The organism is Vogesella sp. LIG4, from assembly GCF_900090205.1.
Lineage (GTDB): Bacteria > Pseudomonadota > Gammaproteobacteria > Burkholderiales > Chromobacteriaceae > Vogesella.
Window position 1 is genome coordinate 715,846 of record NZ_LT607802.1, and the last position, 25,526, is coordinate 741,371.

Below are 25,526 nucleotides of genomic sequence, written 5' to 3' on the forward strand. Positions count from 1 at the left end.
TGTCACTTTCTCTTGCAGTGCAAGTGTCTGGCTTGCCAGGCACTTACACCTATCGGTTATTTGGTTTGTTAAAGAGCGGGCTGACTTCGTTTCGTTGCGTCGTCAGCAGAGGAGGCGAACTATACCCATCGGCCCTGAGCCCGTCAACACCCGAAAAGCCGTTTTCTGTAATTAATTATCTAAACAGCTGATTCTACGAAACAAAAAAATCCGGATTACTCGCTGATGGCGGCAGGCTACACTGCTGTTCGAATTTTCATGACGTGATGTTGTTGCGATGAACTGGCTTTTCGACCTGGATGAAACCCTGCACCACGCCGGCCACGCGGTATTTCCGCGCATCAGCCAGCGCATGACCGATTACATCGTGACCTACCTGGGTTATGAGGAAGCGCAGGCCAACCAGCTGCGTACCCATTACTGGCGGCGCTATGGCGCGACGCTGGGCGGGCTGGTGCGCCACCACCGTATCTCTGCCGACCATTTCCTGCGCTTTACCCATGATATGGATGAGCTGCTGCCGTGGATCCAGCGCGACTCGCGCCTGCCGCAGTTGCTGCGCCGGCTGCCGGGCCGCAAATGGATTTTTTCCAACGGCCCGCAACACTATGTAGAGGCAATCACCGAACACCTTGGCATCGGGCAGCTGATTACCGGCTGCTACGGCATGGAGGCGCTGGACTACCAGCCCAAGCCGCGCCGCAGCGCCTACTACCGGGTATTGCGCGACACAGGGTTGGCCGCAAGCCGCTGCGTGATGGTGGAAGATACGCTGGCCAATCTGCGAACGGCGAAACAGCTGGGCATGCGCACGGTATGGATCAACCGCCGCCTGTGCCACCCCGCCTGGGTGGACTGGCGCATCACCAGCCTGCAACAGCTAGCCGGGCTGACGTTTGATTGCTGACTGCTGCCAGATGCTGAACAGCAGGCAGGCCAGCGCCAGCAGCGGCCACAGGTCGGCCAGGAAATCGACCAGCGCATTCATATTGTGCAGATGGCCGTAAGGCCAGCGGAACAGCGACAGGAAATCGGCCTGCACCTGACTGAGCGGCCACAATACCGCCGCGGCCTGTGCTGCGGCCAACGCCAGCAGCGCAACCAGGGTTTGCAGCATGCGACCGCTGCGGGCAAACAGCCACGACAGCAGGAAGCCGGCGGCCAGCCCGGTCACCAGGTGCGGGTTCACCCACTGGAAGAAGGCAAATGGCTTGAGCAGCGCACCGGCGGCAAACAGCTTGAGCAGCCAGGCGGATACCACCACCCACAGGATGGCCTGCCCGCTGTCCCGGCGCTGCAACAGGAATGCGGTCAGGAACAGGTTGACCGCCAGCATATTGCTGGCCGCACCGCCGGCCTCCAGCAGAAACAGGAACAGCCGCGGGTTGTCGATGGGCGACAGGTAGGGCTGCGGCAACCCCTGCGGGTAGGCCACCACACCGAACAACGGCAGTGCCGGGTTGAGCTGGGTGAAGAACCACAGTCCCATGACCAGCAGGCCATAGTCGGCGGCGCTATCCGCCACGAAGTGGCGCCGCCGCCATTGCCACAAGTGATGCCAGTAGCGGCGCAGCCAGCTGGAGATGGCCAGCGTCGCCCCCAGAGCGGCGCCGGACACATTGCACAGCAAGTCGAGATTGGACGCCACGCGGCTGGGCAGAAACTGCTGGGTGAACTCCATGCCAAAGCTGGTCAGCCCGGCGACGCACACCGCAAACAGCAGCGACAGCCAGCGCGGCAACAGCAGCAACGCCAGGCAGAAGCCATAAGGGATGTAGATCAGTACGTTGGCCGCATTGTCGAATGACGAGGTGTAAAAAGGCAGAGGGTCAAACAGGAACTCCAGCAGCGGCCGGCCGCTATAACGCCAGCCATGGAACGGGTACAGGCTGAGAAAAACAATGATGACCGCGTTGATCAGGGCGGCATACAGCGCCACATGGCTGTTGGAGGCGCGGGCGGGAAAGGCGGTCATCGCCGGAGGGAGTGCAGGGTCATAACCCGGCAAGCATACCCAGCCCCCTGTGGCGGCACAAGGCGCTGCGCCAGCAAAAAAGGAGCGCCATCGCGCTCCTTTTTTGATTGGTGGCAAGTTCTTATCAGAACTTGGTACCGATACCCACGCTGGTTACCAGCGGGTTTACGTCCAGGGTGCCCAGCTCGGTACCACCAGCGCTTACCTTGGTGCTCATCCAGATTTTCTTCACGTCGAAGTTGATGAACACGCTCTTGGAAACCGGGATATCCATACCTACCTGCAGCGCCGGGCCGAAGCTGTTCTTCTTCACCGACAGGCCCAGGCCGGAATCATCGTGCAGGCCGTAGAAGCGGGTGTAGTTGATACCGGCGCCTACGTACGGGCGGAACTGGCCTTCCGGATTGAAGTGGTATTGCACGGTTACGGTCGGCGGCAGGGCTTTTACCGAACCCAGGTCACCCAGATTGGAGGTGATGGTGTGCTTGGAAGTACCCAGGATCAGTTCTGCACCAATGTTGTTGGTGAACATGTAGGTGAAGTCCAGTTCCGGAATGGTGTCATCCTTCAGATCAACACCTACTGCGGACAGGGTGTTGTTTGTCGAAGTCTGCGGATTGACGTTGGTGATACGGAAGCGGGCCAGGATGTCACCCTGGGCAGCAAAAGCGGAAGTGGACAGCACAGCAACCAGGGCAGCAACAGCAAACTTTTTCATGATTTTCTCCAAGCATGAACTAGCGATAAAAACGCGATAAAAGCTGGCGCAGCCACTGCAGCCGGTTGACTTGCCGGAAAGCGAGCAGTAGCTTGCGACGTCGAGAGAAAGCTTAACCCTGCGCCTTCTAGGGCTTTTTGCGCTAGATCATGAAAGCAACATGAAATACAACGACCTGCGGGACTTCATGTCCCAGCTTGAATCGCAAGGCGAACTCAAGCGTGTCAAGGTGCCGGTATCGCCGCACCTGGAGATGACCGAAATCGGCGATCGCGTGCTGAAAGCCGGCGGCCCCGCCCTGTTGTTCGAGACCCCGCAGCAGGGGCAAAAGCGTTACGACATTCCGGTGCTGGCCAACCTGTTCGGCACCCCCAAGCGGGTGGCAATGGGCATGGGCGCGGCCGACGTGATGCAGCTGCGCGAAATCGGCAAGACCCTGGCCTACCTGAAGGAGCCGGAGCCGCCCAAGGGCCTGCGCGATGCCTGGGACAAGCTGCCGCTCTTGAAGCAGGTGCTGTCGATGGCGCCAAAGGAAGTAAAGAAGGCGCCGTGCCAGCAGATTGTGTGGGAAGGCGCCGAGGTGGATCTGGCCCGCCTGCCCATCCAGCATTGCTGGCCGGGCGACGTGGCGCCGCTGATCACCTGGGGCCTGACGGTAACCCGCGGCCCGCACAAGAAGCGGCAGAACCTGGGCATCTACCGCCAGCAGGTCATCGGCCGCAACCGCGTGATCATGCGCTGGCTGGCGCACCGCGGCGGCGCGCTGGACTACCGCGAATTCCGTGCGGCCAACCCTGATGCGCCCTACCCGGTGGCGGTGGTGCTGGGCTGCGACCCGGCCACCATCCTGGGCGCTGTTACCCCGGTGCCGGATACACTGTCCGAATACCAGTTCGCCGGCCTGCTGCGCGGCAGCCGCACCGAGCTGGTGAAATGCATCGGCTCCGACCTGCAGGTGCCGGCCAGTGCCGAAATCGTGCTGGAAGGCCACATCCACCCGAACGACATGGCGATGGAAGGCCCGTACGGCGACCACACCGGCTACTACAACGAGCAGGACAGCTTCCCGGTGTTCACCATCGACCGCATCACCATGCGCGAGAACCCGGTGTACCACAGCACCTATACCGGCAAGCCGCCGGATGAGCCGGCGGTGCTGGGCGTGGCGCTGAACGAGGTGTTCGTGCCCATCCTGCAGAAGCAGTTTCCGGAGATCGTCGACTTCTACCTGCCGCCGGAAGGCTGCAGCTACCGCATGGCGGTGATCAGCATCAAGAAGCAGTACCCCGGCCACGCCAAGCGCGTGATGATGGGCTGCTGGAGCTTCCTGCGCCAGTTCATGTACACCAAGTTCATCGTGGTGGTGGACGACGACGTGAATACCCGCGACTGGAAGGAAGTGATCTGGGCAATCACCACCCGCATGGACCCGGTGCGCGATACCACGCTGATCGACAACACGCCGATCGACTACCTGGACTTTGCCAGCCCCATTTCCGGGCTGGGCGGCAAGATGGGGCTGGACGCCACCAACAAGCTGCCGGGCGAGACCAACCGCGAATGGGGCACCCCCATCGTGATGGATGCCGGCACCCGCCAGCGCGTGGACGAACTGTGGCAGCAACTGGGGCTGTAATCGCTGCAAAAGGGAAGCGCTGTTATCATGCGCGCTTTGATGCAACTTGAAAGCACACACCATGACCAACGCCAATTCCCGTAACCGCCTGAAACGCCTCAACAGCCGCCAGCGCAAAAAGCTGCGCGTGGGCGAGTTCCAGGAGCTGGGCTTTACCCTGCAGGCCACCCTGAACTGCGACGAAGCAGCCAGCGACGCCTTCCTGAATGCCTGGCTGGAAGTGGTGGATGCCCACGGCGTGAGCTTTGGTGGCAACTACACCAAGGGCGAGCTGGACGGCATCGTGTTCCCGGTAAGCGACGTGAAGGTCAGCGCAGAACTGCGCACCACCCTGGTAGCCTGGCTGCAGGGCCGCAAGGAAATCGCCCAGATCGAAGCGGGCGAGCTGCTGGACGTGTGGCACAGCCGCTGGTAAGCGCGCGCCAGACCGGCAAGCAGAACGGCTCCCCACGGGGAGCCGTTTTCATTTGCGCTGCTCAGCGCAGCGCCTGGCGCGCGTAGTCCAGCAGGCCGGCATTGCCATGCCGATGGCAGGTGCTGACGCAACGTTGGCCGCAACGCCACAGCGGCCGCAGCAGCCGCCCCGGGCGCACCAGTGCCAGCAGCCGTTCGCACAGCTGCATGCCGGCATCGAAACAATCATGCCCCAGGGCCAGATCATGCTGCTGCGCGGCGCGCTGCCAGTATGACCAGTAGCTGCTGCCGCTGGCCGCCGCCAGCCACAGGTGCGCACACGCCAGCCCCTGCGCACGCTGCCAGCTTTGCCAGCTCTGCCGCTGCGCGCGCTGGCAATCCAGCCACGCCTGCGGCAAGGCCGTGGGGTAGTGCGGGTGCAGTGTGGTCATGGCACACCTCCGATTGTGCAACGCAACAATCCGGTATAGCCCAGCCCACGGCATCACTCCAGCGCTTTTTCCAGCCACACGATGGCATCGTCCGGCGCACGCGGGTGCGGCTCCTCGCCGGTCTGCACATATCCGCAGCGCAGATAGAACAGCAGATTGCCCGGCAGATTGCGGCGAATGGACAGCCGCAGCCGCGCATAACCCCGTGCCCGCGCCAGCGGCTCCAGCCAGGCCAGCAGCTGTTGGCCGCAACCCTGGCCCTGCAACTGCGGCAACACCGCCACACGCTTGATCTCCGCGACATCGGCACTGTCGGTGGGCAGCAGGCAGGCGGTGGCCACCGCCCTGCCCGCCAGCTCGCCGATGGCGAACAGCTGGCCCTGCGCCAGCCGCTGCGTCAGCGTGGCCGCATCCTCGTCCAGCGCCGTGGGCCGGCTGGAGACCACGCCCAGCAGCGGGCTGAACGCCGCCTGCAGCAGCGCGCGCAGGGTGTCCACATCGTCCGGCCCGGCCAGCCGGCATGCGAGCTTGTCCATGACTCCTCCCCCTGAAAACCGCTAGCAGCCTAACAGACACAAAAAAAATGCCGCAACGCCCTGCGACGTTGCGGCCAACCCTTCTTAGGTGCCTGTGCTCAACCTTCTTGAAGAAGATCATGCCCAGGCTTCGCTTCACACTACATAAGGAGGGGACAAACTCTGTGCGCTGTTAGATCTCCACCCAGCGCGGGCTGGTAAGCGCCGCCGGCTGCAGCACGGTATCCAGCTGCTTCTGGGTGAGCAGACCGCGGCGCAGCACGATGTCGTACACGCTGCCGCCGGTCTGGTGGGCCTCCGTCGCCACTTCGGTGGCGGCGGCATAGCCGATGTAGGGGTTGAGCGCGGTCACCAGCCCCACCGAGCGGTGCACGCTGTCGCGCAGGAAGTCGACATTGGCAGTGATGCCCACCACGCAGTTCTCGCGCAGGGTGTCGCAGGCATTGGCCAGGTGGCTGACGCTACGGAACAGGCTGTAGGCGATCACCGGCTCAAAGGCATTGAGCTGCAGCTGGCCGGCTTCCGCCGCCATGGTCACCGTCATGTCGTTGCCGATCACCTCGTAGGCCACCTGGGTCACCACTTCCGGAATCACCGGGTTGACCTTGCCCGGCATGATGGAGGAACCCGCCTGCCGCGCCGGCAGGTTGATCTCGCCCAGGCCGGCGCGCGGGCCGGAGGACAGCAGGCGCAGGTCATTGCAGCTCTTGGACAGCTTCACCGCCACGCGCTTGAGCACGCCGGACAGCTGCACGAAGGCGCCGCAGTCCTGGGTGGCTTCGATCAGGTTGGGTGCGGTAATCAGCGCAAGGCCGGTGAGCGCCGACAGCTTGTCGCACACCAGCGGGGTGTAGTCCGGGTGGGCGGTGATGCCGGTGCCGATGGCGGTGGCGCCCAGGTTGATTTCCAGCATCAGCGCGCTGGCTTCGTACAGCCGCTGCTCGTCCTCGCCCAGCATCACCGCGTAGGTGCGGAATTCCTGGCCCAGCGTCATCGGCACCGCGTCCTGCAGCTGGGTACGGCCCATCTTCAGCACGTCGGAGAATTCGTCGGCCTTGTCGTCGAAAGCGTCGCGCAGGCGGGCCATGGCCGCCAGCAGGCGCTGCACGCCCCAGAAGGTGGCCAGGCGCAGCGCGGTGGGATACACATCATTGGTGCTCTGCCCCATGTTGACGTGCTCGTTGGGGTGCAGATGCTGGTACTCGCCCTTGCCACGGCCCAGCAGTTCCAGCGCGCGGTTGGCGATTACCTCGTTGGCATTCATATTGGTGGAGGTGCCGGCACCGCCCTGGATCACGTCGACCACGAACTGCTCGTGCAGCTTGCCGGCGCGAATCTCCTCGCAGGCCAGCACGATGGCGTCCTTGTGATGGTCGCTCAGCAGGCCCAGCTGGTGGTTGGCCAGTGCCGCCGCCTGCTTGATCACCGCCAGCGCGCGGATCAGGTCGCCATAGCTGGCGATGGTCTGCCCGGTGATGGGAAAGTTCTCGATGGCGCGCAGGGTGTGCACGCCCCAGTAGACATGAGCCGGCACTTCGCGGTCGCCAAGCAGATCGTGTTCCAGACGGGTTGCCATGATGTGTGTTCGCGGTGAGGTTGGGTGCTGCGCACTGTAGCCCCGGCCGCCAAAACGCCGCCAATTCCGAATGCCGATCGGATCATGCAAAAGCTGCATGATCGGCAAAAACACCGCGTTCAGCCGTAAAAATGGCCGCATCGTGCGGCCAATAAGCAGAAAAACCGAAGCCCGCAGGGCTTCCGGCACCTTGCGGCCAACCTGGCCTCACCGGATTGGCCATGCCGGCCATGCGGCGGAACGCCCCGGTGGGGCTTCCGCCCTACGGCGCATCGTAAACATTGGCCGCAGCGGCATCACACCGCCGGGTAGCGCTGCGCCAGACGCTGCCACAGCGCATCCAGCGCCGGCAGCTCGCGGCGCGCATCGCGGTAGACGCGGATTTCCATCTGCAGCGACCAGTCGTCGTCGCCGGCCAGTGCCAGCTGCCCGGCGGCCAGCTCGCGCTGCACCGCGCTGTGCGGCAGGAAGGCCATGCCGTGCCCTTCCAGCACCATGGCCTTCAGGCCCTCGGCCATATCGGTTTCGAAGCAGCGCTGCAGTGCCGCCGGCTCCGGCGAGCGCTCCAGGATCAGCTCCACCATGCGGTGGAAGTAGGCGTTGGGGCCGTAGGCCAGGAAGGGAATCGGCAGCCGCTCCTCGCCCGGCAGCTGCCACTCCGGCGTGCCATCCGGCAGCTGGCGGGTGAACGGGCGCAGCGTCTCGCTGCCCAGCACCAGCGCCTGGTAGCGCTCGGCCGGCAGCTCCACCGGGTGGCGCGGGTGGTGGTAGCACAGCATCAGGTCGGCGTTGCCTTCCGCCAGCGCCACCACCGCGTCGTGCACATTGTGCGCCAGCAGGCGCCAGGAGATTTCGCTGACCGCCTCGTGCTCCTCCGCCAGCCAGCGCGGCACGAAGCCGAACGACAGCGTGTGCGGTACCGCCAGCGTCAGCGTGGCGGCATCGGCCGCCTGCAACGCGCGCACCTGGCTGCGGGCTGTGGACAGCTCGCCCACCAGCACGCGCGCCTTGTCGCGCAGCAGCTCTCCGGCCGGCGTCAGCTGCGTCGGCCAGGTGGTGCGGTCGATCAGGTCGGCGCCCAGCCAGCTTTCCAGCGACTTGATGCGACGCGAGAACGCCGGCTGCGTGAGGTGGCGCAGCTCGGCCGAGCGGGTGAAGCTGCCGGTTTCGGCCAACAGCAGAAAGTCTTCCAGCCAGCGGGTATCCATCAGGTGCTCCTGCACAAGTTGGCCGCATGCTACACCAGTGCGTGCCCTCATGCCCTTGATTCCGACCTGGCCGGCATAGACGCCCCGGCCACTTGCCCCCAGGCATCGCCGGCCAAGCCCAAAAGCATCAGGATAATAAGGCGGTGAATGTTGGGCTTCGCTTCGCTCAACCCAACCTGGCACTGCCAAAAGAAAAGCCGCCCGTAGGCGGCTTGTCGGTGCGGCGGCAGGCAGCGGCGATCAGGCCTGCTGCTTGGCGTACGCCGGCTCCACGTCCTGGCGCGGTTCCGGGTCGATGTCGTCGTCTTCGTCCAGCTCCGGCTGGGCGGCTCCCAGCGCGTTCTCGGTCTTGGCTACCACGCTGGCGGCAATGGCGTTGCCCAGCACGTTGGTGGCGGAGCGGCCCATGTCCAGGAAATGGTCCACGCCCAGCAGCAGCAGCAGGCCGGCTTCCGGAATGTTGAACTGCGACAGCGTGGCGGCAATCACCACCAGCGAGGCGCGCGGTACGCCGGCCATGCCCTTGGAAGTCACCATCAGGATCAGCATCATGGTGATTTCCTGCGACAGCGACAGCCGGATGCCGTAGGCCTGGGCAATGAAGATGCTGGCGAAGGTGCAGTAGATCATCGAGCCGTCGAGGTTGAACGAGTAGCCCATCGGCAGCACGAAGCTGGCGATGCGGTCACTGCAACCGAAACGCTTCAGGCGGTCCAGAGTCTTGGGGTAGGCGGCCTCGGAGCTGGCGGTGGAGAACGCCAGCAGCGCCGGCTCACGCACGGCAACCAGCAGCTCCAGCACGCGGCGCTTGAGGAACACGCTGCCCATCAGCAGCAGGCACAGCCACAGCATGCCCAGGGTCAGGTAGAACTGGCCCATGAAGCTGCCGTAGGTGGACAGGATGCCCAGGCCTTCCTTGGCCACCATGCTGGCAATCGCCGCGAACACGGCGAACGGCGCGAAGTTCATCACGTAGCCGGTGACCTTGAGCATGATGTGCGCCACGGCGTCGATGGCTTCGATCAGTACCTTGGCCTTGTCGCCTACCGCGGAAGCGGCGGTGCCGAAGAACAGCGCGAACACCACGATGGAGAGGATCTCGTTCTTGGCCAGCGCGTCGAACACGCTCTTGGGAATCAGGTGGCCGATGAAGTCCTTCAGCGTCAGCGCGCTCTTCTCGATGCCGCTGTGGGCGGCAACGTCCGGCAGCGGTAGGCCCAGGCCCACGCCCGGCTTGAGCAGGTTCACCATGATCAGGCCCAGCGCCAGCGAGACGAAGGAGGCGGTGAGGAACCAGCCCATGGTCTTGGCGCCGATGCGGCCAACGGTAGCGGAGTCGCCCATGCGTGCGATGCCCACCACCAGGGTGGAGAACACCAGCGGCGCGATGATCATCTTGATCAGGCGCAGGAAGATATCGGTAAGAATGGTCAGCTGGTCGGCGAAGGCATTGATGGCCTCCGGGCTGCCAGCGGTTTCACGCCAGCCGTAGCCAGCAGCAATACCCAGCAGCATGGCGGCCAGGATCATTGCGGTAAGTCGGTTGATTTTCACGGTGGTTTCCCTGTGCTGTCATCACTGAAAAACCTCCTTTGTAGTGCGAAGCGCTTGTTGTCTTCGGCCTTCTGCGAGGCCTGCACGCCGGCGGGGTCCGGCCTTCATCGCGGCAAGCTGCTGCTTTCCGTCGTGAAGGGGAGGGATTAAAACAGAAAACGCTGCGCTTGCCAGCCCTCGCTTTCCCTAATGCCGCAAAAAACCCCGCCGGCATGGGGCGGGGTGTGGCAGGAAAACCAGTGGCAAGTGCATCTTGAAAAACGCCTGCTTTCGTCGCGATACTGCGTTGCTCACGAAAAATTTCTCCTTACATATCACTCATATGCTGCGTCGAAATTTTCCGTTCGCGCCTTGTCTCGCTTAGAAACCAGGGTTTTTCGATATTCACATAAGTCAGGGACGTCGCGCCTGGTTCACCCAGTCCGCGGTGGCCTCGGCGGCGCGGAACTCATGCACCACGCCCTGCAGCAGCGCAAACGCCTGCGCCGCATCCAGCGCGTCGCAGGCCGCCGTCAGCGCCGCCAGGTGCCCGTCCAGCTCCGCCGGCGGCAGGTGGTATTCCTGCGCGCGCATGATGCGCGGGTGGTCGGTGGCCAGCACACCGTCGCCAATCAGCAACTCCTCGTACAGCTTCTCGCCCGGGCGCAGCCCGGTGCAGCGGATTTCGATATCGCCGTGCGGGTGCTGCTCGTCGCGCACCTCCAGCCCGGACAGGTGAATCATGCGTCGCGCCAAGTCGATGATCTTCACCGGCTCGCCCATGTCCAGCACGAACACGTCGCCGCCCTGCCCCATCGCCCCGGCCTGGATCACCAGCTGCGCCGCCTCGGGAATGGTCATGAAGTAGCGGGTGATGTCCGGGTGGGTCAGCGTCACCGGGCCGCCAGCGGCGATCTGGCGCTTGAACAGCGGCACCACCGAGCCGGAGCTGCCCAGCACGTTGCCGAAGCGCACCATCACGAAGCGGGTGGCGCTGCCGCGCGCGTGCCGCGCCTGCAGCGTGAGCTCGGCCAGCCGCTTGCTGGCGCCCATCACATTGGTTGGCCGCACGGCTTTATCAGTAGAAATCAGCACGAAAGTAGCCACGCCGGCCGCCTCCGCCGCCTGCGCGCAGCTGTCGGTACCGAAGGCATTGTTGACGATGCCGGCAATCGGGTTATGTTCCACCATCGGCACATGCTTGTAGGCGGCGGCGTGGTACACGGTTTCCACCGCGAACGCCTGCATCACCGAGGTGAGCCGCGCGAGATCGGTCACCGTGCCCAGTACCGGCACCCGCGCCACCGCCGGCGCCAGCCGCGCCAGTTCCTGGTCGATGCTGTACAGCGCAAATTCGGTGAGTTCGAACAACACGATGCGCGCCGGCTGCTGCTTGACGATCTGGCGGCACAGTTCGGCACCGATGGAGCCGCCGGCGCCGGTCACCATCACCACCTTGCCGTGAATGTTGGCCGCAAGGAGTTCGCCACGCGGCGGCACCGGGTCGCGGCCCAGCAGGTCGTCGATCTCCACCTCGCGCAGCTCGTCCACCCGCACTTCGCCAGACACCAGGTCGGCCATGCCCGGCAGGCGCTTGATCGGTACGTGCAGGGCTTCCAGCTGCTCCAGGATCTGGCGGTGGCGGCCACGACTGGCCGACGGCATCGCCAGCAGGATCAACTCGGCATCGGTATCGTCCACCAGCGCCACGATGGTGGCCGGGTCGTGCACCATCAGGCCGCGGTAGGTGCGGCCCCACAGCTGCGGGTTGTCGTCCACGAAGGCCAGCGGCCGGTATTCGCGGCCTTCCTGCAGCGCCACCATCAGCTGCAGGCCGGCACGGCCGGCGCCGTAGATGATCACCGGCCGCCGCGGCGCATCCAGCGCGTCGATACGGCGCACCACGCCGCGCAGCAGGAAGCGGCTGCCGCCGATGTAGGCCATGGCGAACACCCAGAAGATGATGATGGAGGTGCGCGGGAACGGCCCGATGCCGGCCATCAGGATCACCGCCATCAGCACCAGCACCGACAGTGATACGCCAACCACCACGGTATAGACGATGCGGTCGTCGAGGAATTTGAGCACCGCGCGGTACAGCCCCAGCTTGATGAAGATGGGCAGCACCCACAGCGGCGGCACCGCGAAAATCCACAGGTAGGGGTCCAGCTTCGGGTCCCAGTTGCCGCCCAGGCGCAGCACTACCGCGCTCCACATTGCCAGCGGCAGCAGCAGCGCATCCAGCAGCATCAACAAGGCCATCTTGTGATGGCGCGAGAAGGCAAACAGTTTTTCCAGCATGTCAGCTCTTGTAATGAGTTACGGCAGCCGTTCAGGGCATCGCGGCGCCAACGGCCTGGCGCAGCGGGATGCCCGTCGGGTCGAAACCCTCCAGGCAGAACACGTTGATGCCGAAATTATCCGGCGTTACGCGCTTGCGGTGGAACGGGTAAATGCCACACACCTTGCAGAAGAAATGCCGCGCAGTATGGGTATGAAACTGGTACTCCGCCAGCTGCTCTGCCCCGGCCAGCAGGGTAAAGCAGCTTTCGTGCACCTTCACCATCAGCGCGTTCTTCTTGCGGCACAGCGAGCAGTCGCACATGGTCAGCTCGGGAAAATCACTGCGGATCTCGAACTGCACCGCACCGCAGTGGCAGCTGCCGCGGTAAGTCTGTTCCGGTCGGCTCATGGCTTGCTCCACTTAACGCGTCACGATCTTCAGCAAGGTGGCGAGGATGATCTGCACATCCCCGGCCAGGCTGTAGCCCTGCGCATAGCGCAGGTAGTAGGCCAGCTTTTCCGGCAGCACCTGTTCGATATAGGCGCGCTCCGGGTCGGCAGCCTTACCCAGTATCTCGTTCTCGTCGATCATGCGGATCGACGCCCAGTCGGTAATGCCGGGGCGCACCGACAGCACGATGTCGCGCACATTGTCCGGGTAGCAGGCCACGTACTTGGGCACTTCCGGGCGCGGGCCCACCAGGCTCATGTCGCCGAACAGCACGTCCAGGAGCTGTGGTAGCTCGTCCAGCTTGCTCTTGCGCAGGATGTGGCCGGCGCGGGTGACGCGGCTGTCCGCGCCCACCGTCAGCTGGCCGGCGGCCTCGGCATTGATGCGCATGGTGCGGAACTTGTGGATGCGGAACAGCCGGCCGCCGCGCCCTACCCGCACCTGGCGGAAGAACACCGGGCCCGGCGAATCCAGCTTCACCCACAGGCCGATCAGCAGCAGCAGCGGCCAGATCAGTGCCAGCCCGGCCAGCACGGCAACCAGGTCGAACAGGCGCTTGAGCAAGGGCGAGCCGTGGCGTGCGGCCAACGTTGGCCGCAAGGTATCCAGCTGCCCAGCGCTACTGCGCGACTCGTCTGCGGCGTAATCCGGCTTGTCGCTCATCACTTGCCCAGCAGCTGGCGCACGGCGGCAATGACGCGGGTCTGATCGTCATCGCTCATGCGGGTGTACAGCGGCAGCGTCACCTCGGCTTCGAACGCCGCATCGGCCACCGGGAAGCTCTCGCGCTTGAGGTCGTAACCATCACGCCATACCGGCTGGCGATGCAGCGGGATGAAGTGCACCGAGCAGCCGATACCCAGCTCCGCCATGCGCACGATGAAGTCGTCGCGGCTGATGCCGGCTTCCGGCTTGATGCGCACCGGGTACAGGTGCCAGGCGTGGTTGCTGCCGGCGTCCACCGGGCGGGCCGGCAGGATCAGCGGCAGGTCGGCCAGCTCGCGGTCAAAACGCACGGCCATCGCCTCGCGTTTTTCGTGGAAGGCGCGGATTTTCTTCAGCTGGTGGATGCCCATCGCCGCGGCGGTATCCGGCATGTTGTACTTGTAGCCGGGAGCGATTACCTCGTAATACCAGGCCGGGGTCTTGGAGGTGTAGCGGTCGAAGGCATCGCGGCTGATGCCATGCAGGCGCATCACCTTGCAGCGGGCGATGATGTCCTTGTTTTTCGACACCACCATGCCGCCCTCGCCGGTGGTCATGGTCTTGTTGGCGTAGAAGCTGAACACCGTCACATCGGAATCCAGCGCGCCGATCAGCTTGCCCTTGTAGTAGGTGGGCATGGCGTGAGCGGCATCTTCCACCACCTTGAGATTGTGCTCGCGGGCAATGGCGATGATCGCGTCCATATCGCAGGCGAGGCCGGCGAAGTGCACCGGCATGATGGCGCGGGTCTTCGGCGTGATGGCGGCGCGAATCGCCTCCGGGCGGATGTTGAAGGTGGCCGGGTCCACATCCACGATCACCGGGTGCGCGCCGAGATAGCGCACCACCTCGGCGGTGGCGGTAAAGGTGTAGCTGGGCACGATCACCTCGTCGCCCTCGCCCACGCCCACCGCTTCCAGCGCCAGGTGCAGGCCGGCGGTGGCGGAGTTCACCGCGATGGCTTCCACGCCGTCGCCGATGAAGGCGGCAAAATCGGCCTCGAACTGTTTGGTCTTGGGGCCGGTGGTCACCCAGCCGGAACGCAGCGCATCGACCACTTCATTGATTTCGTCTTCGCCGATGTCCGGCAGCGCAAAAGGGAGGAATTTCTGTTCAGCCATTGTCTTGTCTTTCATTACCTTGCCGGCGGCACGGTGCCACCGGGTAAAAATCCTTGCGGCCAACGTTGGCCGCGTCACTCATGCCATGTATCGGCGGAACTCCGCCTGGCGGCTTCCGCCCTACTTCAGCTTGTCCGCCAGCCGCTTGCCGATTTTCTGCGTCGGCTGTTCCACAAAGCGGTTGATCGCCAGTGCCAGGCACCAGGTTGCCGCCAGCGCGATGATCACCATCAGCCACCACGGGGTGCCGTATTGTGCCAGCGTGAACAGGATGGCGTAACCGGGCACCGAGTGGCAGACATACCAGGCGTAGCTGACACTCGCCACGCGGGTAAGCAGCGGCGCGGCCACCAGTTGCGGCCACAGCGCGCCGGCCAGGAACAGCGCGATGCCGATGCCGTAGCTGGCGTACAGCTCTACCGAGCCCCAGTTGGTGACCCACACGAACAGCGCCAGCAGCACGATGAAATGCGCAACCGTTTCCAGCTTGCCGGCCTGGCCGCTGCGGTAGAAGTACAGCCAGCAGCCGGCGAACATCAGCGGGAAGTAGCAGACGATGGTCTGGAAATTATTCGGCTCGGCATAGCGCGTCAGCCACGCCACCAGCGGCAGCAGCAGCCAGATCGCCCACTTGATGCGCCGGCCGGTAATGGCGAACGCCGCGCCCAGCATGGCGTAGAACCACAGCTCCACTTTCAGCGTCCACATCACCGGGTCGATATTGCTGCCGCCCAGCCAGTCCTGGAAGGCGATGCTGGCATGGCCCAGCACATCGGCGCGGGTGACGTCGAACTCGCCGTCCGGCAGCCAGGATGCCAGCCACAAGGCAGTCACCGTCAGCGCGAGGCCGGCCCAGTAGGTGGGGTAGATGCGGAAGAAGCGCGACACCGCGAAGCGCGCCGCGCCCATGCGGGTGAGCGACAGCGGAATCAGCAGCCCGGAAATCAGCAGGAACAGCCCCACCCCCACCGCGCCCAGGTTGAACGGCAGCACGAAGGAGGCACCGTGGTAGCCTTCGACCTGCGGCAGGTTCATCACCTCGGCGATGCGGTCGCGGCGCTGCCAGAAGATCTGCGTGTAGTGGAACAGCACCACGGAGAGCATGGCCAGGCCGCGCAGGCCGTCGGCGAAGTCGAAGCGGATGTGTGGCTGTTGCTGGCTCATGCTGCTCTCGTTATCTGAAGGTTGGCCGCAAGGCAGGCCCGGCTTACTGCATGCAATGCAGGAAACGTTTCGCCAGCACCGCGTAATCGTGCCTGGCCAGCACGTAAGCTTTGCCGGCAGCGCCCATGCGGCCGCGTTCGTTCGGCGTCAGCGCCGCCATGCGCTGCAGTGCATCGGCGATGGCTGCCGGATCTTCCGCGCCCACGCTGATGCCGGCGCCTGCCTCGGCCACCATGTCGTTGCCGGCCTCCACCGAATGCACCACCGGCTTGCCGGCCATCATGTAGTCGAACAGCTTGTTCGGGTTGATGCCGAAGCGGTAGATGGGCAGCTTGCGCCAGCCGATGTACAGCGCATCGCACTCGACGAGGAAGGCCGGCACCGCGTGCTTGGGGATGGACGGCAGGAAGGTGACGTTCTGCAGCCCCAGCGCCTGCGCCTGGCTGACCAGCGCCGCCTTGTCCGGGCCATCGCCCACCAGCACCATGTGCACACTGCTCTCTTGCGGCAGCTGGCTGGCCGCCTGCAGCAGGAAGTCCAGCGCATTGGCCAGCCCGTGGCCGCCGGCGTAACCGACGATGAAGCGCTTGTCCGCCTTCAGCTGCGCCAGGCGCATGCGATGCTCGGCCGGCAGCGGCTCGCTGGCACCCTGCCACTCGGCCACATCCACGCCATTGGGAATCACCACGTATTTTTCCGGCGCCATGCCATGCGCCAGCATGTAGTCCTTCGCGCACGGCAGCATCGACACCACGGTGTCCGCCTTGCGGTAGCCAAAGTCTTCCGCCCACTGCAGCAGGCGGATGAACGGATGCTTCGGGCTCATGCCCCCCACTTCCACCGGGGTCAGCGGCCACAGGTCATGCACCTCGTACACCAGCTTCGCCCCGGTCTTGCCGGCGATGAAGGCCGCCGGGATGGTGTCCAGCGGGTAGGTGGAGGAAGCAATCACCACGTCCGGCCGCCATTGCTTGAGGTAGCGCCCGGACAGGCCCATCACCCGCCCCAGGAAGCGGAAGATGTTGATCACCCGCTTCAGGCCGTTGCCCTCGTAGCGCGGGGTGCGGCACCAGGTGTAGCGGATGCCGTCGATGTCCTGGTCGGCGTAGTTGCTGCCCAGTTGCGGGTTGTGCTGGCGCAGGTGCGAGTAGTCCGCCGCCAGCATGTGTACCTCGTGCCCGGCCTGCACCCATTCGCGGGCCAGGTAGTAGGGGCGGAACTCCATGCCGTGCTGCGGGCTGCCGGCGTAGTGGTTGATATACAGAATGCGCACGTAAAACTTTCGTTATTGGTCTGGGTTGGCCGCAAAGCGGCCGACGGCTATTTATGATCTCGCGAGCCAAGGCGGGACAAGGCGAAATCGCAAGGCTAGAACAGCCCGGCCAGGATATTGATCATCAATGCCACCACGGTGATGTTGAACAGGAAGGACAGCGTGCAATGCACGGTGCCGATGCGGCGCATCTGGCGGCTGGCCAGGCACACGTCCGCCGTCTGTCCCGAGGTGCCGATCACCACCGAGAAATAGAAAAAGTCGCCGTAGTCCGGCGTGTCGCAACCCGGAAACTGCAGCGCCGGCTCTTCGCCGCGCAGCTGGCCGCTGAAATAGACATGCGCGTAGTGCAGCGCAAACATGGTCTGGGTGAACAGCCAGGAGGTCAGGATGGTGAGCGCCGACAGCACCACATGGCCGATGCGCACCGCGCCGTGCAGCTCGCGCGCCACCGACAGCTCCAGCACGATGGCCAGCAGGCAGGTAATGGCCGAGGCCACCACCAGCGCCATGATGGTGCGCTGGCCCACGTCCTCGCGCAGCGCGCGGTGGCGGATGCGCTCCAGGCTGGCGCCGGACATCATATAGCCGATCAGCAGCAGGTACAGCACGGCGCCGGCGTTCCAGCCCAGGGTGAAGGCGGTGATGCCGCGCACCGGCAGCAGCGTCTGCGCCTGGGCCAGCAGCGCCACCGCCAGGCCGAACAGCCCGGACGACAGCAGCCGTGGCCGCACCAGCAGCATGCGCAGCGGCATGGTGACGCGGTGGCGATGTTGATGCGTGGTAGTCATGGCGTGCCTTTCCGCTTCATGCGGCCAACTGTTGGTACAGCGCCACCAGCTTGTCGGCCTCGGCCGCCCAGCTGTACTTGGCCAGCACTGCGCGCTTGCCGGCATCGCCCATGGTCTGGGCACGGGCATCGTCGGAGAGCAGCGTGGCGATGGCCTCGGCAATGGCATGCGGGTCCTGCGGGTCCACCAGCAGGCCGCAGCCGGCATCCTCGACGATGTCGCGCCACAGCGGGAAATCGCTGGCGATCACCGGCATGCCGGCGGCCATGTATTCGAACAGCTTGATCGGCAGCGATTCCACGTAGCTGGGCGTGGGCAGCAGCGTCACCAGACCCACCTTGCTCTGCGCCAGCACCGTGGCCACGCCGGCGCGATCCAGCACGCCCAGGTCGTTCACCCGCGCCCAGCCGGCTTCGCGTTGCAGTGCGGCCTTCAGGTCCGGCTCGCTCCAGATGCCGGCCAGGTTCAGCCGGGTGTCGGTGTCCGGCAGCGCGGCGATGATGGGCTCGATGCCGCGGGTGCGGCTGATGCCGCCCAGGTAGCACACCTCGTTGCGGCGGCTGGCCCACGGCGTGTCGCGCACCAGTTCGGCCAGGATCGGGTAGTTGCACACGTCGATGCTGTGGCGGGCGCCGGCGCGTTCGAAGCGCTGGCGGATCACCGGCGTGGCGGCCACGATGGCATCGAAGCGGCGCGCGGCGTAGTCCTCCAGCGTTTCCACCCCGCGCGACACCCACGGCCGTGCCATGCCGGGAATCCAGTGCTTGGCCAGCACCTGGCGCGGCACGTCCTCGTGCACGTCGTACACGATTTTGATGCCGGCCTGCTGCAGGCGCAGCGCGGCAGGAATCAGCTCCGGGTCGTGAAAATGCGCCACGTCCGGCATCAGTTCCAGCGCCTTCTGGTACACGCGCTTCACCGTGCCGGTCATGCGCGACAGCCGGCCGCCGCTCTTGGGGCCCACGTCGTGAAAGCGCACGCCGCGGTTGATCTCCTCGCCCAGCCCGTCGGCCACCACCAGGTGCACCTCGTGCCCGGCGGCCGCCAGGCTGGCGCACTCCTTCACGAAGATGCGGATATCGTGGCGCGGGTGGGCGCTGCTGAGATGGGCGATTTTCACGTTCAAACCTTTCCGGCCGCGGCGCCTGGCGCCACGGCAAAATTCTCAATGCGCCAGCAGCTGGCGGTAAATATCGGCAAAGCGCGCCATATTGTGCTGGTGCAGGCCTTTTTCGCTCACCAGCCGGCGGTTGAGCGCCACGGCCTCGGCCAGTTGTTCGTTGTCGCCGGCGCGCAGCAGCTGCGCCTTCAGCGCCGTGCCCAGCCGCGCCACGTCCTCGACGATGGCGCCGTTGACGCCGTCCAGCACCCATTCCAGGTTGGCCGGCAGGTTGGACAGCAGCGGCAGGCAGCCATGGCCCATGGCTTCCAGCAGGCTGATGCTGGTGGCGTCGCTGGTGGGCACGCTGACGAACAGTCGCGCGTCGCGGTACAGCCCGGCCAGTACGTCCGGCGTCACGAAGCCGGTGAAGTGGATGCGCTGCAGTTGCAGCTTGCGCGCCAGTTGCAGCAGCGCATCGGTTTCGCTGCCGCTGGCGGCCACGGTGAGCGACCAGCCGGCGAAGCGCGCATCGGCCTCCACCTCGGCCCAGGCGCGCACGATGGCATCGATGCGGTACAGCGGCTTGTGCAGGCGGCAGGACAGCACGCTCAGCGGCTTGGCGGCGATGTCCGGCTGCGCCGGCAGCTCGTCCATGCCGAAGTTGAGCACGTCCATGCGCCGCAGCGGCGCCAGCTGGCGGCATACCGCCGCCATGTGCAGCGAATCGCTGGTCACTGCGCTGGCGGCCGCCAGATTGGCCGCCACCATGCTGCGCAGCAGCCGGCTCTGCTGCGGCAGCAGCAGCACGTCCGAGCCCCAGGCGGTGAGCAGCCACGGCATGCGCCGGCCGGCCAGCGCGCGGCGCGCGTGCCAGGCGACGCTGTTGGCCTGGTGCACGTGCACGATGTCCGGGCGCAGCTCGTCGATCAGCGCGGCGATGCGGCTGGCGGTGCGCAGTGCGCGCAGGCTGAAATCCACCTGCAACACGCGGCCAAGGTTGGCCGCATGGTAGCGCTCCGGCAGCGGGCCGCTGGTAACCAGGTGCACCTCGCTCACCTGTGGCGCAATGCCGGCCAGGTAGCGGAAGGTATGTACCGAGGCGGAGCCGATCAGCAGCAGCTTCATGCCGCCCCTTTCTGTTCGCGCAGCAACCGTGCCAGCGCCTGCTGCAGATGTTGCAGGCGGCGCGCCAGCGCGGCATCGGCGGCCAGGTTGATATTCACCGGCAGGTTGAACACGCTGGCGGCCAGTGTCTCGGCATCCGGCGCGCCGCCGGGCAGGTAACCGTGGCGGAAGGAGCCGGCCGGGTGGATCACGTCGTCGAACCACACGCCGATGTTCAGCCCGCAGGCGGCGGACAGTTCACGTGCCAGCCGCGCCTTGTCCACCACGTGGAACGGCAGCGCGAACGGGTAGCGCACCCAGTGGGTGTCCGCCGGCGCCTGCCACTGGACGATGCCGGGCACGCCATCCAGCATGGCGCGGTAGCGCGTCACCAGTTGCTGCTTGTGCGCCAGCGTAGCCGGCAGCCGCGCCAGCTGCGAGCGCAGCAGCACGGCGGACAGCAGCGGCATCTCGCGGGCCGGGTGCGGTGCGCCGTCGCGCACTTCGGCATCGCCGGAGCGGTAGATCAGGCCCATGCGCCGCACCATGGCCATGGCGATGCGACCCAGCAACGGCCAGCGCGCGGACAGCACGTGCGCCTTCAGCGTGGCCAGCAGCCGCCACTGGTCGGCGCAACTTACCTCGGGCAGCGCCGGCTGCGGCTGATAGTCGCCAACCGGCAGCAGCGCAAAGCCGCCGATACCGCCGGTAAGGTTCTTGGAGTATTCGAAGCTGAAGAAGGCGCCGTCGTGGTAGCTGCCCAGCCACTGGCCGTCGCAGCGCGAGGCAAAGCCGTGGGCGGCGTCATCGATAAAGCGCACCTGGCGGTGCTTCTCGCGCAGCCAGGTCGGCACCTCGCAGGCGATGCCGAAGTTATGCGGCACCACCACCACGCGGGTATGGCGGCGGATGGACAGGTCCAGCAGCTGCCAGTCGTAAGTCATGCTGCTGCGGCGGATATCCACGAAGCGCAGGCTGGCGCCGGTGGGCGGCACCTGGTTGGGCACCACCACGCAGGTGAAGGCCGGCACGAGCACCTCGTCACCAGGCCCGACGCCATGCAGCTGCAGCAAGGCGGCAAAGGCGGCACGGCCGCTGTCGAACAGGCGGATGCGCTGCTCGTCCACCTGCAGCAAGGCGGCCAGCTCTCGACGCAGCGCGCCGCGCTGGCGCAGGCGGCCCAGCAGCATGCCGGGCAAGGCGGCAACAAAACGCGGGTAGCTCAGCGAGTTGGCGGTCAACACAGCGGCTTCACCTTTCTGGCCGGCTGGCCGGCATACACCCAGCCGCTTTCCAGCTCGCCCTTCACCACGCTGCCGGCACCCACCACCACGTTATCGCCGATGCTGGCGCCCGGCAGCACGATGCAGCCGGCGCCGATCAGCACATTGTTGCCAACGGTGATGTCGCCATCGATATGGCATTCGGTGAAGGTGGTGGTGGTCACGTCGGCCGGAATGCCATTGCTGTGACAGAAGAACATGCAGCGCGGCCCGACTGCCACGTGGTTGCCGAAACTCAGGCGGCGGTCGGCCACCAGGCAGTAGTGATGCGGCGCCAGGTGGCTGCTGTGCCCGAGGCGGAACTCGCCGCGCGGCCCCAGCAGCACATCGCCGCCCCAATACAGGCGCGCATGCTCGCCCATTTCGATACCGCGTACCCGGCTGAAACGGCTGCCGGCGTGGATGCGCGCGCCGCGCGCCAGCCTGGCGCCGCGCACACGCAGGCAACAGGCATGCAACATGAGCAACAGTCGTTCAAGCATGGCGCACCTCGCGGCGGGCACAGAGTCGATAAACCCAGGACATGTAGATAATGTAATAGACCGACATCGCCCACGCCTGCACGCGGAATACCATGTGTGCGTCGTGCGCCAGCCGGTACACCAGGCCCAGGGTGCCCAGGTTGACCACGACCCCGAGCAGGGCGAACAGGAAGGAGGCACGCTGACGCGACAGTACCATGGGCACCATGAAACAGGGCGTGGCAATGAACATGCAAAAAAACGACGGCGCCAGCAAACCGGCAATCACTCCCGCATCGCGCCACGCCGCACCGAATGCCAGCGCGAACATCGGCTCGCCCCAGGCCATCAGCGCCGCGAACGGCAGCAGCGCCACCCCGCCCAGCACCAGCTGCGCCTTCAGCAGCAGGGGCCGCAGCGGGCGATGCTGGGCATGCGCCTCGGCCAGGTCGCGGTACAGCACCTGCGATACCGCCTGGCCCAGCAAGGCGGCCGGCAGCTTGAGCACGCGCAGTACCAGGCCGTAGTGGCCCATTACCGTGGCGCTGGCGATTACCGTCAGGATCTGCACCATCAGCGAGTCCTGCAGCGCCACCACGAAGGCATGCGGGGTATTGATCAGCGGAAACTCGCGGTATTTCGCCATCAGGCGGCGCACGCCACCGGCGCGCGCCCGTCGTACCCATACGGGCAGGACCTTCAGGTCCGGGCGGCTTTGCAGCAGCCAGGACGCACCCTGCCCCGCCAGTTGACCAACAATCAGCCCGGCCGTTCCCAATTTGCCGAAACCGGCGGCCAATTGCACGCTGCTCATCGCCAGCGACTGGCCGATGCGGCCCTGGGCATTGAGCTGGTAGCGGCGCAGGCGGTTGTTCCAGTTGGTCCAGATCTGGTTGTTGGCTGCCAGCCATACGCCCAGCGGCAGCAGCGGCAGCCACGGCGCCAGCTCCGGCGCGTCCAGCTGCCGCGCCAGCCAGCCGCCATCCAGCCAGAACGGCAGGCTCAGCAGCACCAGCAGCAGGGTGTTGAACACCAGCGCCAGCACCAGCAGGCGCTCGGCGTCCTCGTCCTCGCGCGGCAGCACGATGGCCATGTCGTAGCGCCAGGTGGCGATCACCACCAGGTTGGACAGCCAGGTAACGAAATGGGTAAGCACCCCGAAATCGGCCGGGGTGTACAGGCGGGTGAGCAAGGGGGTGAACAGCACCGGCAGGAACTGCGCCACCGCCGCGCCACCCACCAGGGTGGCGACGTTGCGCACGAAGCCGCCGGCGGTCAGCCGTTGCCACAGCGCGGCCGGGTTCATGACTGTCGCCCCAGCCACGCCCTGGCAGGCGCCCGGGAGTTGGATACCGGCAACGCCACTTAGGCCAGCGCCTTCTTCACCGCGGCAACAATGGCGTCCTGGGTGGCTTCATCCAGGAACGGGTGCATCGGCAGGCTCATCACACGCTTGCCGGCGGCCTCGGCCAGCGGGAAGCTGCCCTCGCCCTGGCCCAGGTGGGCGAATGCCGGCTGCAGGTGCAGCGGAATCGGATAGTGCACCGCGGTGGGGATGCCCATGGCTTGCAGCGCCTGCTGCACCGCCTCGCGGTTATCCACCTCGATAGTGTACTGCGCGTAGACGTGGCTATTGCCCGGCGCAATCACCGGCACGCGTGCCACGTCCTGCAGCAGCGCGCTATAGCGGGCGCCGATGCGCGCACGCGCCTCGACCTCGGCCGGGAAGCTCGGCATCTTGGCCAGCAGCACCGCGGCCTGAATGGTATCCAGCCGGCCATTGAGGCCGATTACCGGGTGGTGGTAGCGGCGGTCCTGGCCGTGGATGCGGATCTCGCGCATCTTCTTGGCCAGCTCGTCGTCGTTGGTGAACACCGCACCGCCATCGCCGTAGCAGCCCAGCGGCTTGCTGGGGAAGAAGCTGGTGGTGCCGATGGTGCACAGGTTGCCGGAACGTTTGCCATGCTGGCTGGCGCCGAAGCTCTGCGCACCGTCCTCGATCACCGCAATGCCATGGCGCTCGGCAATGGCGTTGATGGCGTCGAAATCGGCACACTGGCCGTACAGGCTCACCGGCATGATGGCGCGGGTGCGCGGGGTGATGGCCGCTTCCAGCAGTGCCGGGTCCAGGTTGTAGCTTACCGGGTCGATATCGACGAACACCGGCTTGGCGCCCAGTAGGGCGATCATTTCGCCGGTGGCGATGAAGGTGAACGGCGTGGTGATCACCTCGTCGCCCGGCTTGATGCCCAGCGCCATCAGTGCGATCAGGATCGCCTTGGTGCCGTCGCACACGCCGATGGCGTGTTTGGCACCGGTGTAGTCGGCCAGCTGCGCTTCCAGCTCCTTCACCTCCGGCCCCATGATGTACTGGCCATGCTCCAGCACGGCGTGGATGCGGGCGTCGATATCGGCCTTGAGATGCTGGTACTGCGCTTTCAGATCGATGAACTGGATGGACATGGTAGTGCCTTGTCGGAATGCGTTATGGGGATTACAGCGGTGCGCAGTGGTTGCCGCCGATGTCGTAACGTTGGCCGCATGCCGCGCAGGCATGCTCGTCGATGCTGTCCGGCAGACGCTCGCCGCACTGGCACATCCAGCCTATGCGCCGCGCCGGGGTGCCCACCATCAGTGCGTACGGTTTCACATCGCGGGTCACCACCGCGCCGGCGCCGATGAAGGCAAACTCGCCCACGGTATGGCCGCAGACGATGGTGGCGTTGGCGCCGATGCTGGCGCCGCGCTTCACCACCGTGCGGCGGTATTCGTTCTTGCGGTTGACATGGCTGCGCGGGTTGTTGACGTTGGTGAACACCATGGACGGGCCGCAGAACACGTCGTCCTCCAGCGTTACCGCATCGTAGATCGACACGTTGTTCTGCACCTTCACGTTGTCGCCGATGATCACGTCGTTGCCGACGAACACGTTCTGCCCGAAGGAGCAGCCTGCGCCGATACGGGCGCTGCTGCAGATGTGCACCCAGTGCCAGATGCGGGTATCGGCGCCGATCTGCGCGCCATCGTCGACGATGGCGGTGGGATGTACGGTGTATTGAGTCATGTAATGCAGCCTCGGACTGCTAAACGATAACGATGCTGAGTTGGCCGCAGCGGCTGCCGCCTGCTGCACAGGCCGCCAGCCTAGCAGCCACGCGCGGGCATGCCGGCCGGGTACTCAGAAAAACAGGAAAAAGCCGTCGGCAAAGTACACCAGCCCCAGCACGCCCACCGGCAGTGCAGCCAGCCAGATGATCTTGCGCTTGAACAGGCCGGCAACCGACGAAATCAGGATCGCCACCTGCAGGAAGATCACCGCCACGCCGAACGGCTTGCCCTGGCGCTGCGCCGCATCGCGGATGCTTTCCAGCTTGCGCGCTTCCTGCTCGATCTGGCTGCGTTCGTTGCCGTAGCGCGTCACCTTGTCGCCCAGTTTCTTCAGCTGCTGCTGGTAGTGCTCACGGGTGGCGGCCGGCGTACCCGCCGGCAGGTTGTCCAGCTCGAACTGCAGCCGTTCGCGCTCGACATCGTACAGATTGCCCTTGATGCCCTTGGCCTGGTAGTAGGCCCACTGGTCGGACGCCTGCGACTGCGCCAGCACGCTGCGGGTGGAATAGCCACCACCCTTGAAGGTGGACAGCGTGGCGCATACGGCCAGGATTACCGTGGTCAGCGCCAGATAACTCAGCCAGGGTTCTTTCTTTTCTTCTGCCATGACGTGCCTCGATCACATCCTATCTTCACAAGCGCAGCCGGGCGCC

General features: G+C 65.4%; 26 protein-coding genes. 4 read left to right on the top strand and 22 right to left on the bottom strand.

Features of this window, described 5'->3' with window-relative positions; all coding sequences use genetic code 11:
- Together PSELUDRAFT_RS19725 and PSELUDRAFT_RS03320 are read left to right on the top strand one after the other, a co-directional pair.
- Positions 1–191, top strand: a 191-nt coding sequence (locus PSELUDRAFT_RS19725) for a hypothetical protein (RefSeq protein ID WP_231895295.1), incomplete at its 5' end; no start/stop codon positions are given.
- 86 nt (positions 192–277) lie between these two features.
- Positions 278–907 (top strand): pyrimidine 5'-nucleotidase, encoded by a 630-nt coding sequence (locus PSELUDRAFT_RS03320; RefSeq protein ID WP_088965497.1) that lies wholly within the window; start codon positions 278–280, stop codon positions 905–907.
- On the opposite strand, the gene PSELUDRAFT_RS03325 is transcribed toward PSELUDRAFT_RS03320, so the two are convergent.
- Both PSELUDRAFT_RS03325 and PSELUDRAFT_RS03330 read right to left on the bottom strand, forming a co-directional pair.
- Positions 881–1,975 (bottom strand): VanZ family protein, encoded by a 1,095-nt coding sequence (locus tag PSELUDRAFT_RS03325; protein ID WP_088965498.1) that lies wholly within the window; start codon positions 1,973–1,975, stop codon positions 881–883. The two genes, PSELUDRAFT_RS03320 and PSELUDRAFT_RS03325, sit on opposite strands and share 27 nt — an antisense overlap.
- A 124-nt stretch (positions 1,976–2,099) precedes the next feature.
- Positions 2,100–2,693: an OmpW family protein gene (locus PSELUDRAFT_RS03330; protein WP_088965499.1), complete on the bottom strand. Its 594-nt coding sequence runs from the start codon at positions 2,691–2,693 to the stop codon at positions 2,100–2,102.
- A 160-nt stretch (positions 2,694–2,853) separates the two neighbouring features.
- On the opposite strand from PSELUDRAFT_RS03330, the gene ubiD reads away from it, so the two are divergent.
- Entirely contained in the window at positions 2,854–4,329 is a 1,476-nt protein-coding gene (gene ubiD, locus PSELUDRAFT_RS03335; protein WP_088965500.1) for a 4-hydroxy-3-polyprenylbenzoate decarboxylase, read from the top strand.
- Between the two features lie 61 nt (positions 4,330–4,390).
- Positions 4,391–4,744, top strand: a complete 354-nt coding sequence (locus tag PSELUDRAFT_RS03340; protein WP_088965501.1) for a 50S ribosome-binding protein YggL — start codon at positions 4,391–4,393, stop codon at positions 4,742–4,744.
- Between the two features lie 61 nt (positions 4,745–4,805).
- On the opposite strand, the gene PSELUDRAFT_RS03345 is transcribed toward PSELUDRAFT_RS03340, so the two are convergent.
- From PSELUDRAFT_RS03345 to PSELUDRAFT_RS03440, 20 genes are all read right to left on the bottom strand, one after another.
- The gene (locus PSELUDRAFT_RS03345) at positions 4,806–5,174 is read right to left on the bottom strand and encodes a hypothetical protein (RefSeq protein WP_088965502.1); all 369 of its coding nucleotides are present in this window, start codon (positions 5,172–5,174) and stop codon (positions 4,806–4,808) included.
- Between the two features lie 53 nt (positions 5,175–5,227).
- The gene (locus PSELUDRAFT_RS03350; protein ID WP_088965503.1) at positions 5,228–5,710 is read right to left on the bottom strand and encodes a GNAT family N-acetyltransferase; all 483 of its coding nucleotides are present in this window, start codon (positions 5,708–5,710) and stop codon (positions 5,228–5,230) included.
- A 172-nt stretch (positions 5,711–5,882) separates the two neighbouring features.
- Positions 5,883–7,286: an aspartate ammonia-lyase gene (gene aspA / locus PSELUDRAFT_RS03355; protein WP_088965504.1), complete on the bottom strand. Its 1,404-nt coding sequence runs from the start codon at positions 7,284–7,286 to the stop codon at positions 5,883–5,885.
- Positions 7,287–7,582: 296 nt separating this feature from the next.
- Positions 7,583–8,494, bottom strand: coding sequence for a LysR substrate-binding domain-containing protein (locus PSELUDRAFT_RS03360; protein ID WP_088965505.1), 912 nt, complete (start codon positions 8,492–8,494; stop codon positions 7,583–7,585).
- Between the two features lie 240 nt (positions 8,495–8,734).
- Positions 8,735–10,048, bottom strand: coding sequence for a dicarboxylate/amino acid:cation symporter (locus tag PSELUDRAFT_RS03365; RefSeq protein WP_088965506.1), 1,314 nt, complete (start codon positions 10,046–10,048; stop codon positions 8,735–8,737).
- Positions 10,049–10,441: 393 nt separating this feature from the next.
- The gene (locus tag PSELUDRAFT_RS03370) at positions 10,442–12,328 is read right to left on the bottom strand and encodes a nucleoside-diphosphate sugar epimerase/dehydratase (protein WP_088965507.1); all 1,887 of its coding nucleotides are present in this window, start codon (positions 12,326–12,328) and stop codon (positions 10,442–10,444) included.
- 31 nt (positions 12,329–12,359) lie between these two features.
- Positions 12,360–12,719 (bottom strand): GFA family protein, encoded by a 360-nt coding sequence (locus PSELUDRAFT_RS03375; protein WP_088965508.1) that lies wholly within the window; start codon positions 12,717–12,719, stop codon positions 12,360–12,362.
- A gap of 12 nt (positions 12,720–12,731) precedes the next feature.
- On the bottom strand, positions 12,732–13,424 hold the full coding sequence (locus PSELUDRAFT_RS03380) for a sugar transferase (RefSeq protein ID WP_088965509.1): 693 nt from the start codon (positions 13,422–13,424) through the stop codon (positions 12,732–12,734).
- The gene (locus tag PSELUDRAFT_RS03385; RefSeq protein ID WP_088965510.1) at positions 13,424–14,587 is read right to left on the bottom strand and encodes a DegT/DnrJ/EryC1/StrS aminotransferase family protein; all 1,164 of its coding nucleotides are present in this window, start codon (positions 14,585–14,587) and stop codon (positions 13,424–13,426) included. Before PSELUDRAFT_RS03385 ends, PSELUDRAFT_RS03380 begins: the two co-directional genes overlap by 1 nt.
- Before the next feature lie 120 nt (positions 14,588–14,707).
- Positions 14,708–15,751, bottom strand: a complete 1,044-nt coding sequence (locus tag PSELUDRAFT_RS03390; RefSeq protein WP_088965511.1) for an acyltransferase — start codon at positions 15,749–15,751, stop codon at positions 14,708–14,710.
- Between the two features lie 43 nt (positions 15,752–15,794).
- A complete protein-coding gene (locus PSELUDRAFT_RS03395; protein ID WP_088965512.1) occupies positions 15,795–17,024 on the bottom strand; it encodes a glycosyltransferase family 4 protein in 1,230 nt (409 codons plus the stop codon).
- A gap of 95 nt (positions 17,025–17,119) precedes the next feature.
- Positions 17,120–17,815 carry a DUF1345 domain-containing protein gene (locus PSELUDRAFT_RS03400; RefSeq protein ID WP_088965513.1) on the bottom strand — a complete coding sequence of 232 codons (696 nt, stop codon included), beginning with the start codon at positions 17,813–17,815 and terminating at the stop codon, positions 17,120–17,122.
- A gap of 16 nt (positions 17,816–17,831) precedes the next feature.
- Entirely contained in the window at positions 17,832–18,935 is a 1,104-nt protein-coding gene (locus PSELUDRAFT_RS03405) for a glycosyltransferase family 4 protein (RefSeq protein WP_088968372.1), read from the bottom strand.
- Between the two features lie 45 nt (positions 18,936–18,980).
- Positions 18,981–20,042: a glycosyltransferase family 4 protein gene (locus PSELUDRAFT_RS03410; RefSeq protein ID WP_088965514.1), complete on the bottom strand. Its 1,062-nt coding sequence runs from the start codon at positions 20,040–20,042 to the stop codon at positions 18,981–18,983.
- Positions 20,039–21,265, bottom strand: a complete 1,227-nt coding sequence (locus PSELUDRAFT_RS03415; RefSeq protein WP_088965515.1) for a DegT/DnrJ/EryC1/StrS family aminotransferase — start codon at positions 21,263–21,265, stop codon at positions 20,039–20,041. The genes PSELUDRAFT_RS03410 and PSELUDRAFT_RS03415 overlap by 4 nt, the downstream gene beginning before the upstream one ends.
- Complete coding sequence (locus tag PSELUDRAFT_RS03420; RefSeq protein WP_231895296.1) at positions 21,259–21,765, bottom strand: DapH/DapD/GlmU-related protein; 507 nt, start codon at positions 21,763–21,765, stop codon at positions 21,259–21,261. Before PSELUDRAFT_RS03420 ends, PSELUDRAFT_RS03415 begins: the two co-directional genes overlap by 7 nt.
- A 13-nt stretch (positions 21,766–21,778) precedes the next feature.
- Entirely contained in the window at positions 21,779–23,071 is a 1,293-nt protein-coding gene (locus tag PSELUDRAFT_RS03425) for a lipopolysaccharide biosynthesis protein (RefSeq protein ID WP_088965517.1), read from the bottom strand.
- A 59-nt stretch (positions 23,072–23,130) separates the two neighbouring features.
- Positions 23,131–24,228: a DegT/DnrJ/EryC1/StrS aminotransferase family protein gene (locus PSELUDRAFT_RS03430; RefSeq protein WP_088965518.1), complete on the bottom strand. Its 1,098-nt coding sequence runs from the start codon at positions 24,226–24,228 to the stop codon at positions 23,131–23,133.
- Between the two features lie 31 nt (positions 24,229–24,259).
- Positions 24,260–24,829 (bottom strand): acyltransferase, encoded by a 570-nt coding sequence (locus PSELUDRAFT_RS03435; RefSeq protein WP_088965519.1) that lies wholly within the window; start codon positions 24,827–24,829, stop codon positions 24,260–24,262.
- A gap of 114 nt (positions 24,830–24,943) precedes the next feature.
- The gene (locus PSELUDRAFT_RS03440) at positions 24,944–25,480 is read right to left on the bottom strand and encodes a DUF4337 domain-containing protein (protein ID WP_088965520.1); all 537 of its coding nucleotides are present in this window, start codon (positions 25,478–25,480) and stop codon (positions 24,944–24,946) included.
- Positions 25,481–25,526 lie beyond the last annotated feature (46 nt).

Excerpts from the sequence above, each read along its gene's own strand:
- PSELUDRAFT_RS03420 (WP_231895296.1), bottom strand. The coding sequence starts at position 21,765 with ATGTTGCATGCCTGTTGCCTGCGTGTGCGCGGCGCCAGGCTGGCGCGC.
- PSELUDRAFT_RS03320 (WP_088965497.1), top strand. The coding sequence starts at position 278 with ATGAACTGGCTTTTCGACCTGGATGAAACCCTGCACCACGCCGGCCAC.
- PSELUDRAFT_RS03425 (WP_088965517.1), bottom strand. The coding sequence starts at position 23,071 with ATGAACCCGGCCGCGCTGTGGCAACGGCTGACCGCCGGCGGCTTCGTG.
- PSELUDRAFT_RS03375 (WP_088965508.1), bottom strand. The coding sequence starts at position 12,719 with ATGAGCCGACCGGAACAGACTTACCGCGGCAGCTGCCACTGCGGTGCG.
- PSELUDRAFT_RS03330 (WP_088965499.1), bottom strand. The coding sequence starts at position 2,693 with ATGAAAAAGTTTGCTGTTGCTGCCCTGGTTGCTGTGCTGTCCACTTCC.
- PSELUDRAFT_RS03325 (WP_088965498.1), bottom strand. The coding sequence starts at position 1,975 with ATGACCGCCTTTCCCGCCCGCGCCTCCAACAGCCATGTGGCGCTGTAT.
- PSELUDRAFT_RS03360 (WP_088965505.1), bottom strand. The coding sequence starts at position 8,494 with ATGGATACCCGCTGGCTGGAAGACTTTCTGCTGTTGGCCGAAACCGGC.
- PSELUDRAFT_RS03400 (WP_088965513.1), bottom strand. The coding sequence starts at position 17,815 with ATGACTACCACGCATCAACATCGCCACCGCGTCACCATGCCGCTGCGC.
- PSELUDRAFT_RS03390 (WP_088965511.1), bottom strand. The coding sequence starts at position 15,751 with ATGAGCCAGCAACAGCCACACATCCGCTTCGACTTCGCCGACGGCCTG.
- aspA (WP_088965504.1), bottom strand. The coding sequence starts at position 7,286 with ATGGCAACCCGTCTGGAACACGATCTGCTTGGCGACCGCGAAGTGCCG.
- PSELUDRAFT_RS03385 (WP_088965510.1), bottom strand. The coding sequence starts at position 14,587 with ATGGCTGAACAGAAATTCCTCCCTTTTGCGCTGCCGGACATCGGCGAA.
- ubiD (WP_088965500.1), top strand. The coding sequence starts at position 2,854 with ATGAAATACAACGACCTGCGGGACTTCATGTCCCAGCTTGAATCGCAA.
- PSELUDRAFT_RS03370 (WP_088965507.1), bottom strand. The coding sequence starts at position 12,328 with ATGCTGGAAAAACTGTTTGCCTTCTCGCGCCATCACAAGATGGCCTTG.
- PSELUDRAFT_RS03440 (WP_088965520.1), bottom strand. The coding sequence starts at position 25,480 with ATGGCAGAAGAAAAGAAAGAACCCTGGCTGAGTTATCTGGCGCTGACC.
- PSELUDRAFT_RS03410 (WP_088965514.1), bottom strand. The coding sequence starts at position 20,042 with ATGAAGCTGCTGCTGATCGGCTCCGCCTCGGTACATACCTTCCGCTAC.
- PSELUDRAFT_RS03435 (WP_088965519.1), bottom strand. The coding sequence starts at position 24,829 with ATGACTCAATACACCGTACATCCCACCGCCATCGTCGACGATGGCGCG.
- PSELUDRAFT_RS03380 (WP_088965509.1), bottom strand. The coding sequence starts at position 13,424 with ATGAGCGACAAGCCGGATTACGCCGCAGACGAGTCGCGCAGTAGCGCT.
- PSELUDRAFT_RS03345 (WP_088965502.1), bottom strand. The coding sequence starts at position 5,174 with ATGACCACACTGCACCCGCACTACCCCACGGCCTTGCCGCAGGCGTGG.
- PSELUDRAFT_RS03340 (WP_088965501.1), top strand. The coding sequence starts at position 4,391 with ATGACCAACGCCAATTCCCGTAACCGCCTGAAACGCCTCAACAGCCGC.
- PSELUDRAFT_RS03430 (WP_088965518.1), bottom strand. The coding sequence starts at position 24,228 with ATGTCCATCCAGTTCATCGATCTGAAAGCGCAGTACCAGCATCTCAAG.
- PSELUDRAFT_RS03350 (WP_088965503.1), bottom strand. The coding sequence starts at position 5,710 with ATGGACAAGCTCGCATGCCGGCTGGCCGGGCCGGACGATGTGGACACC.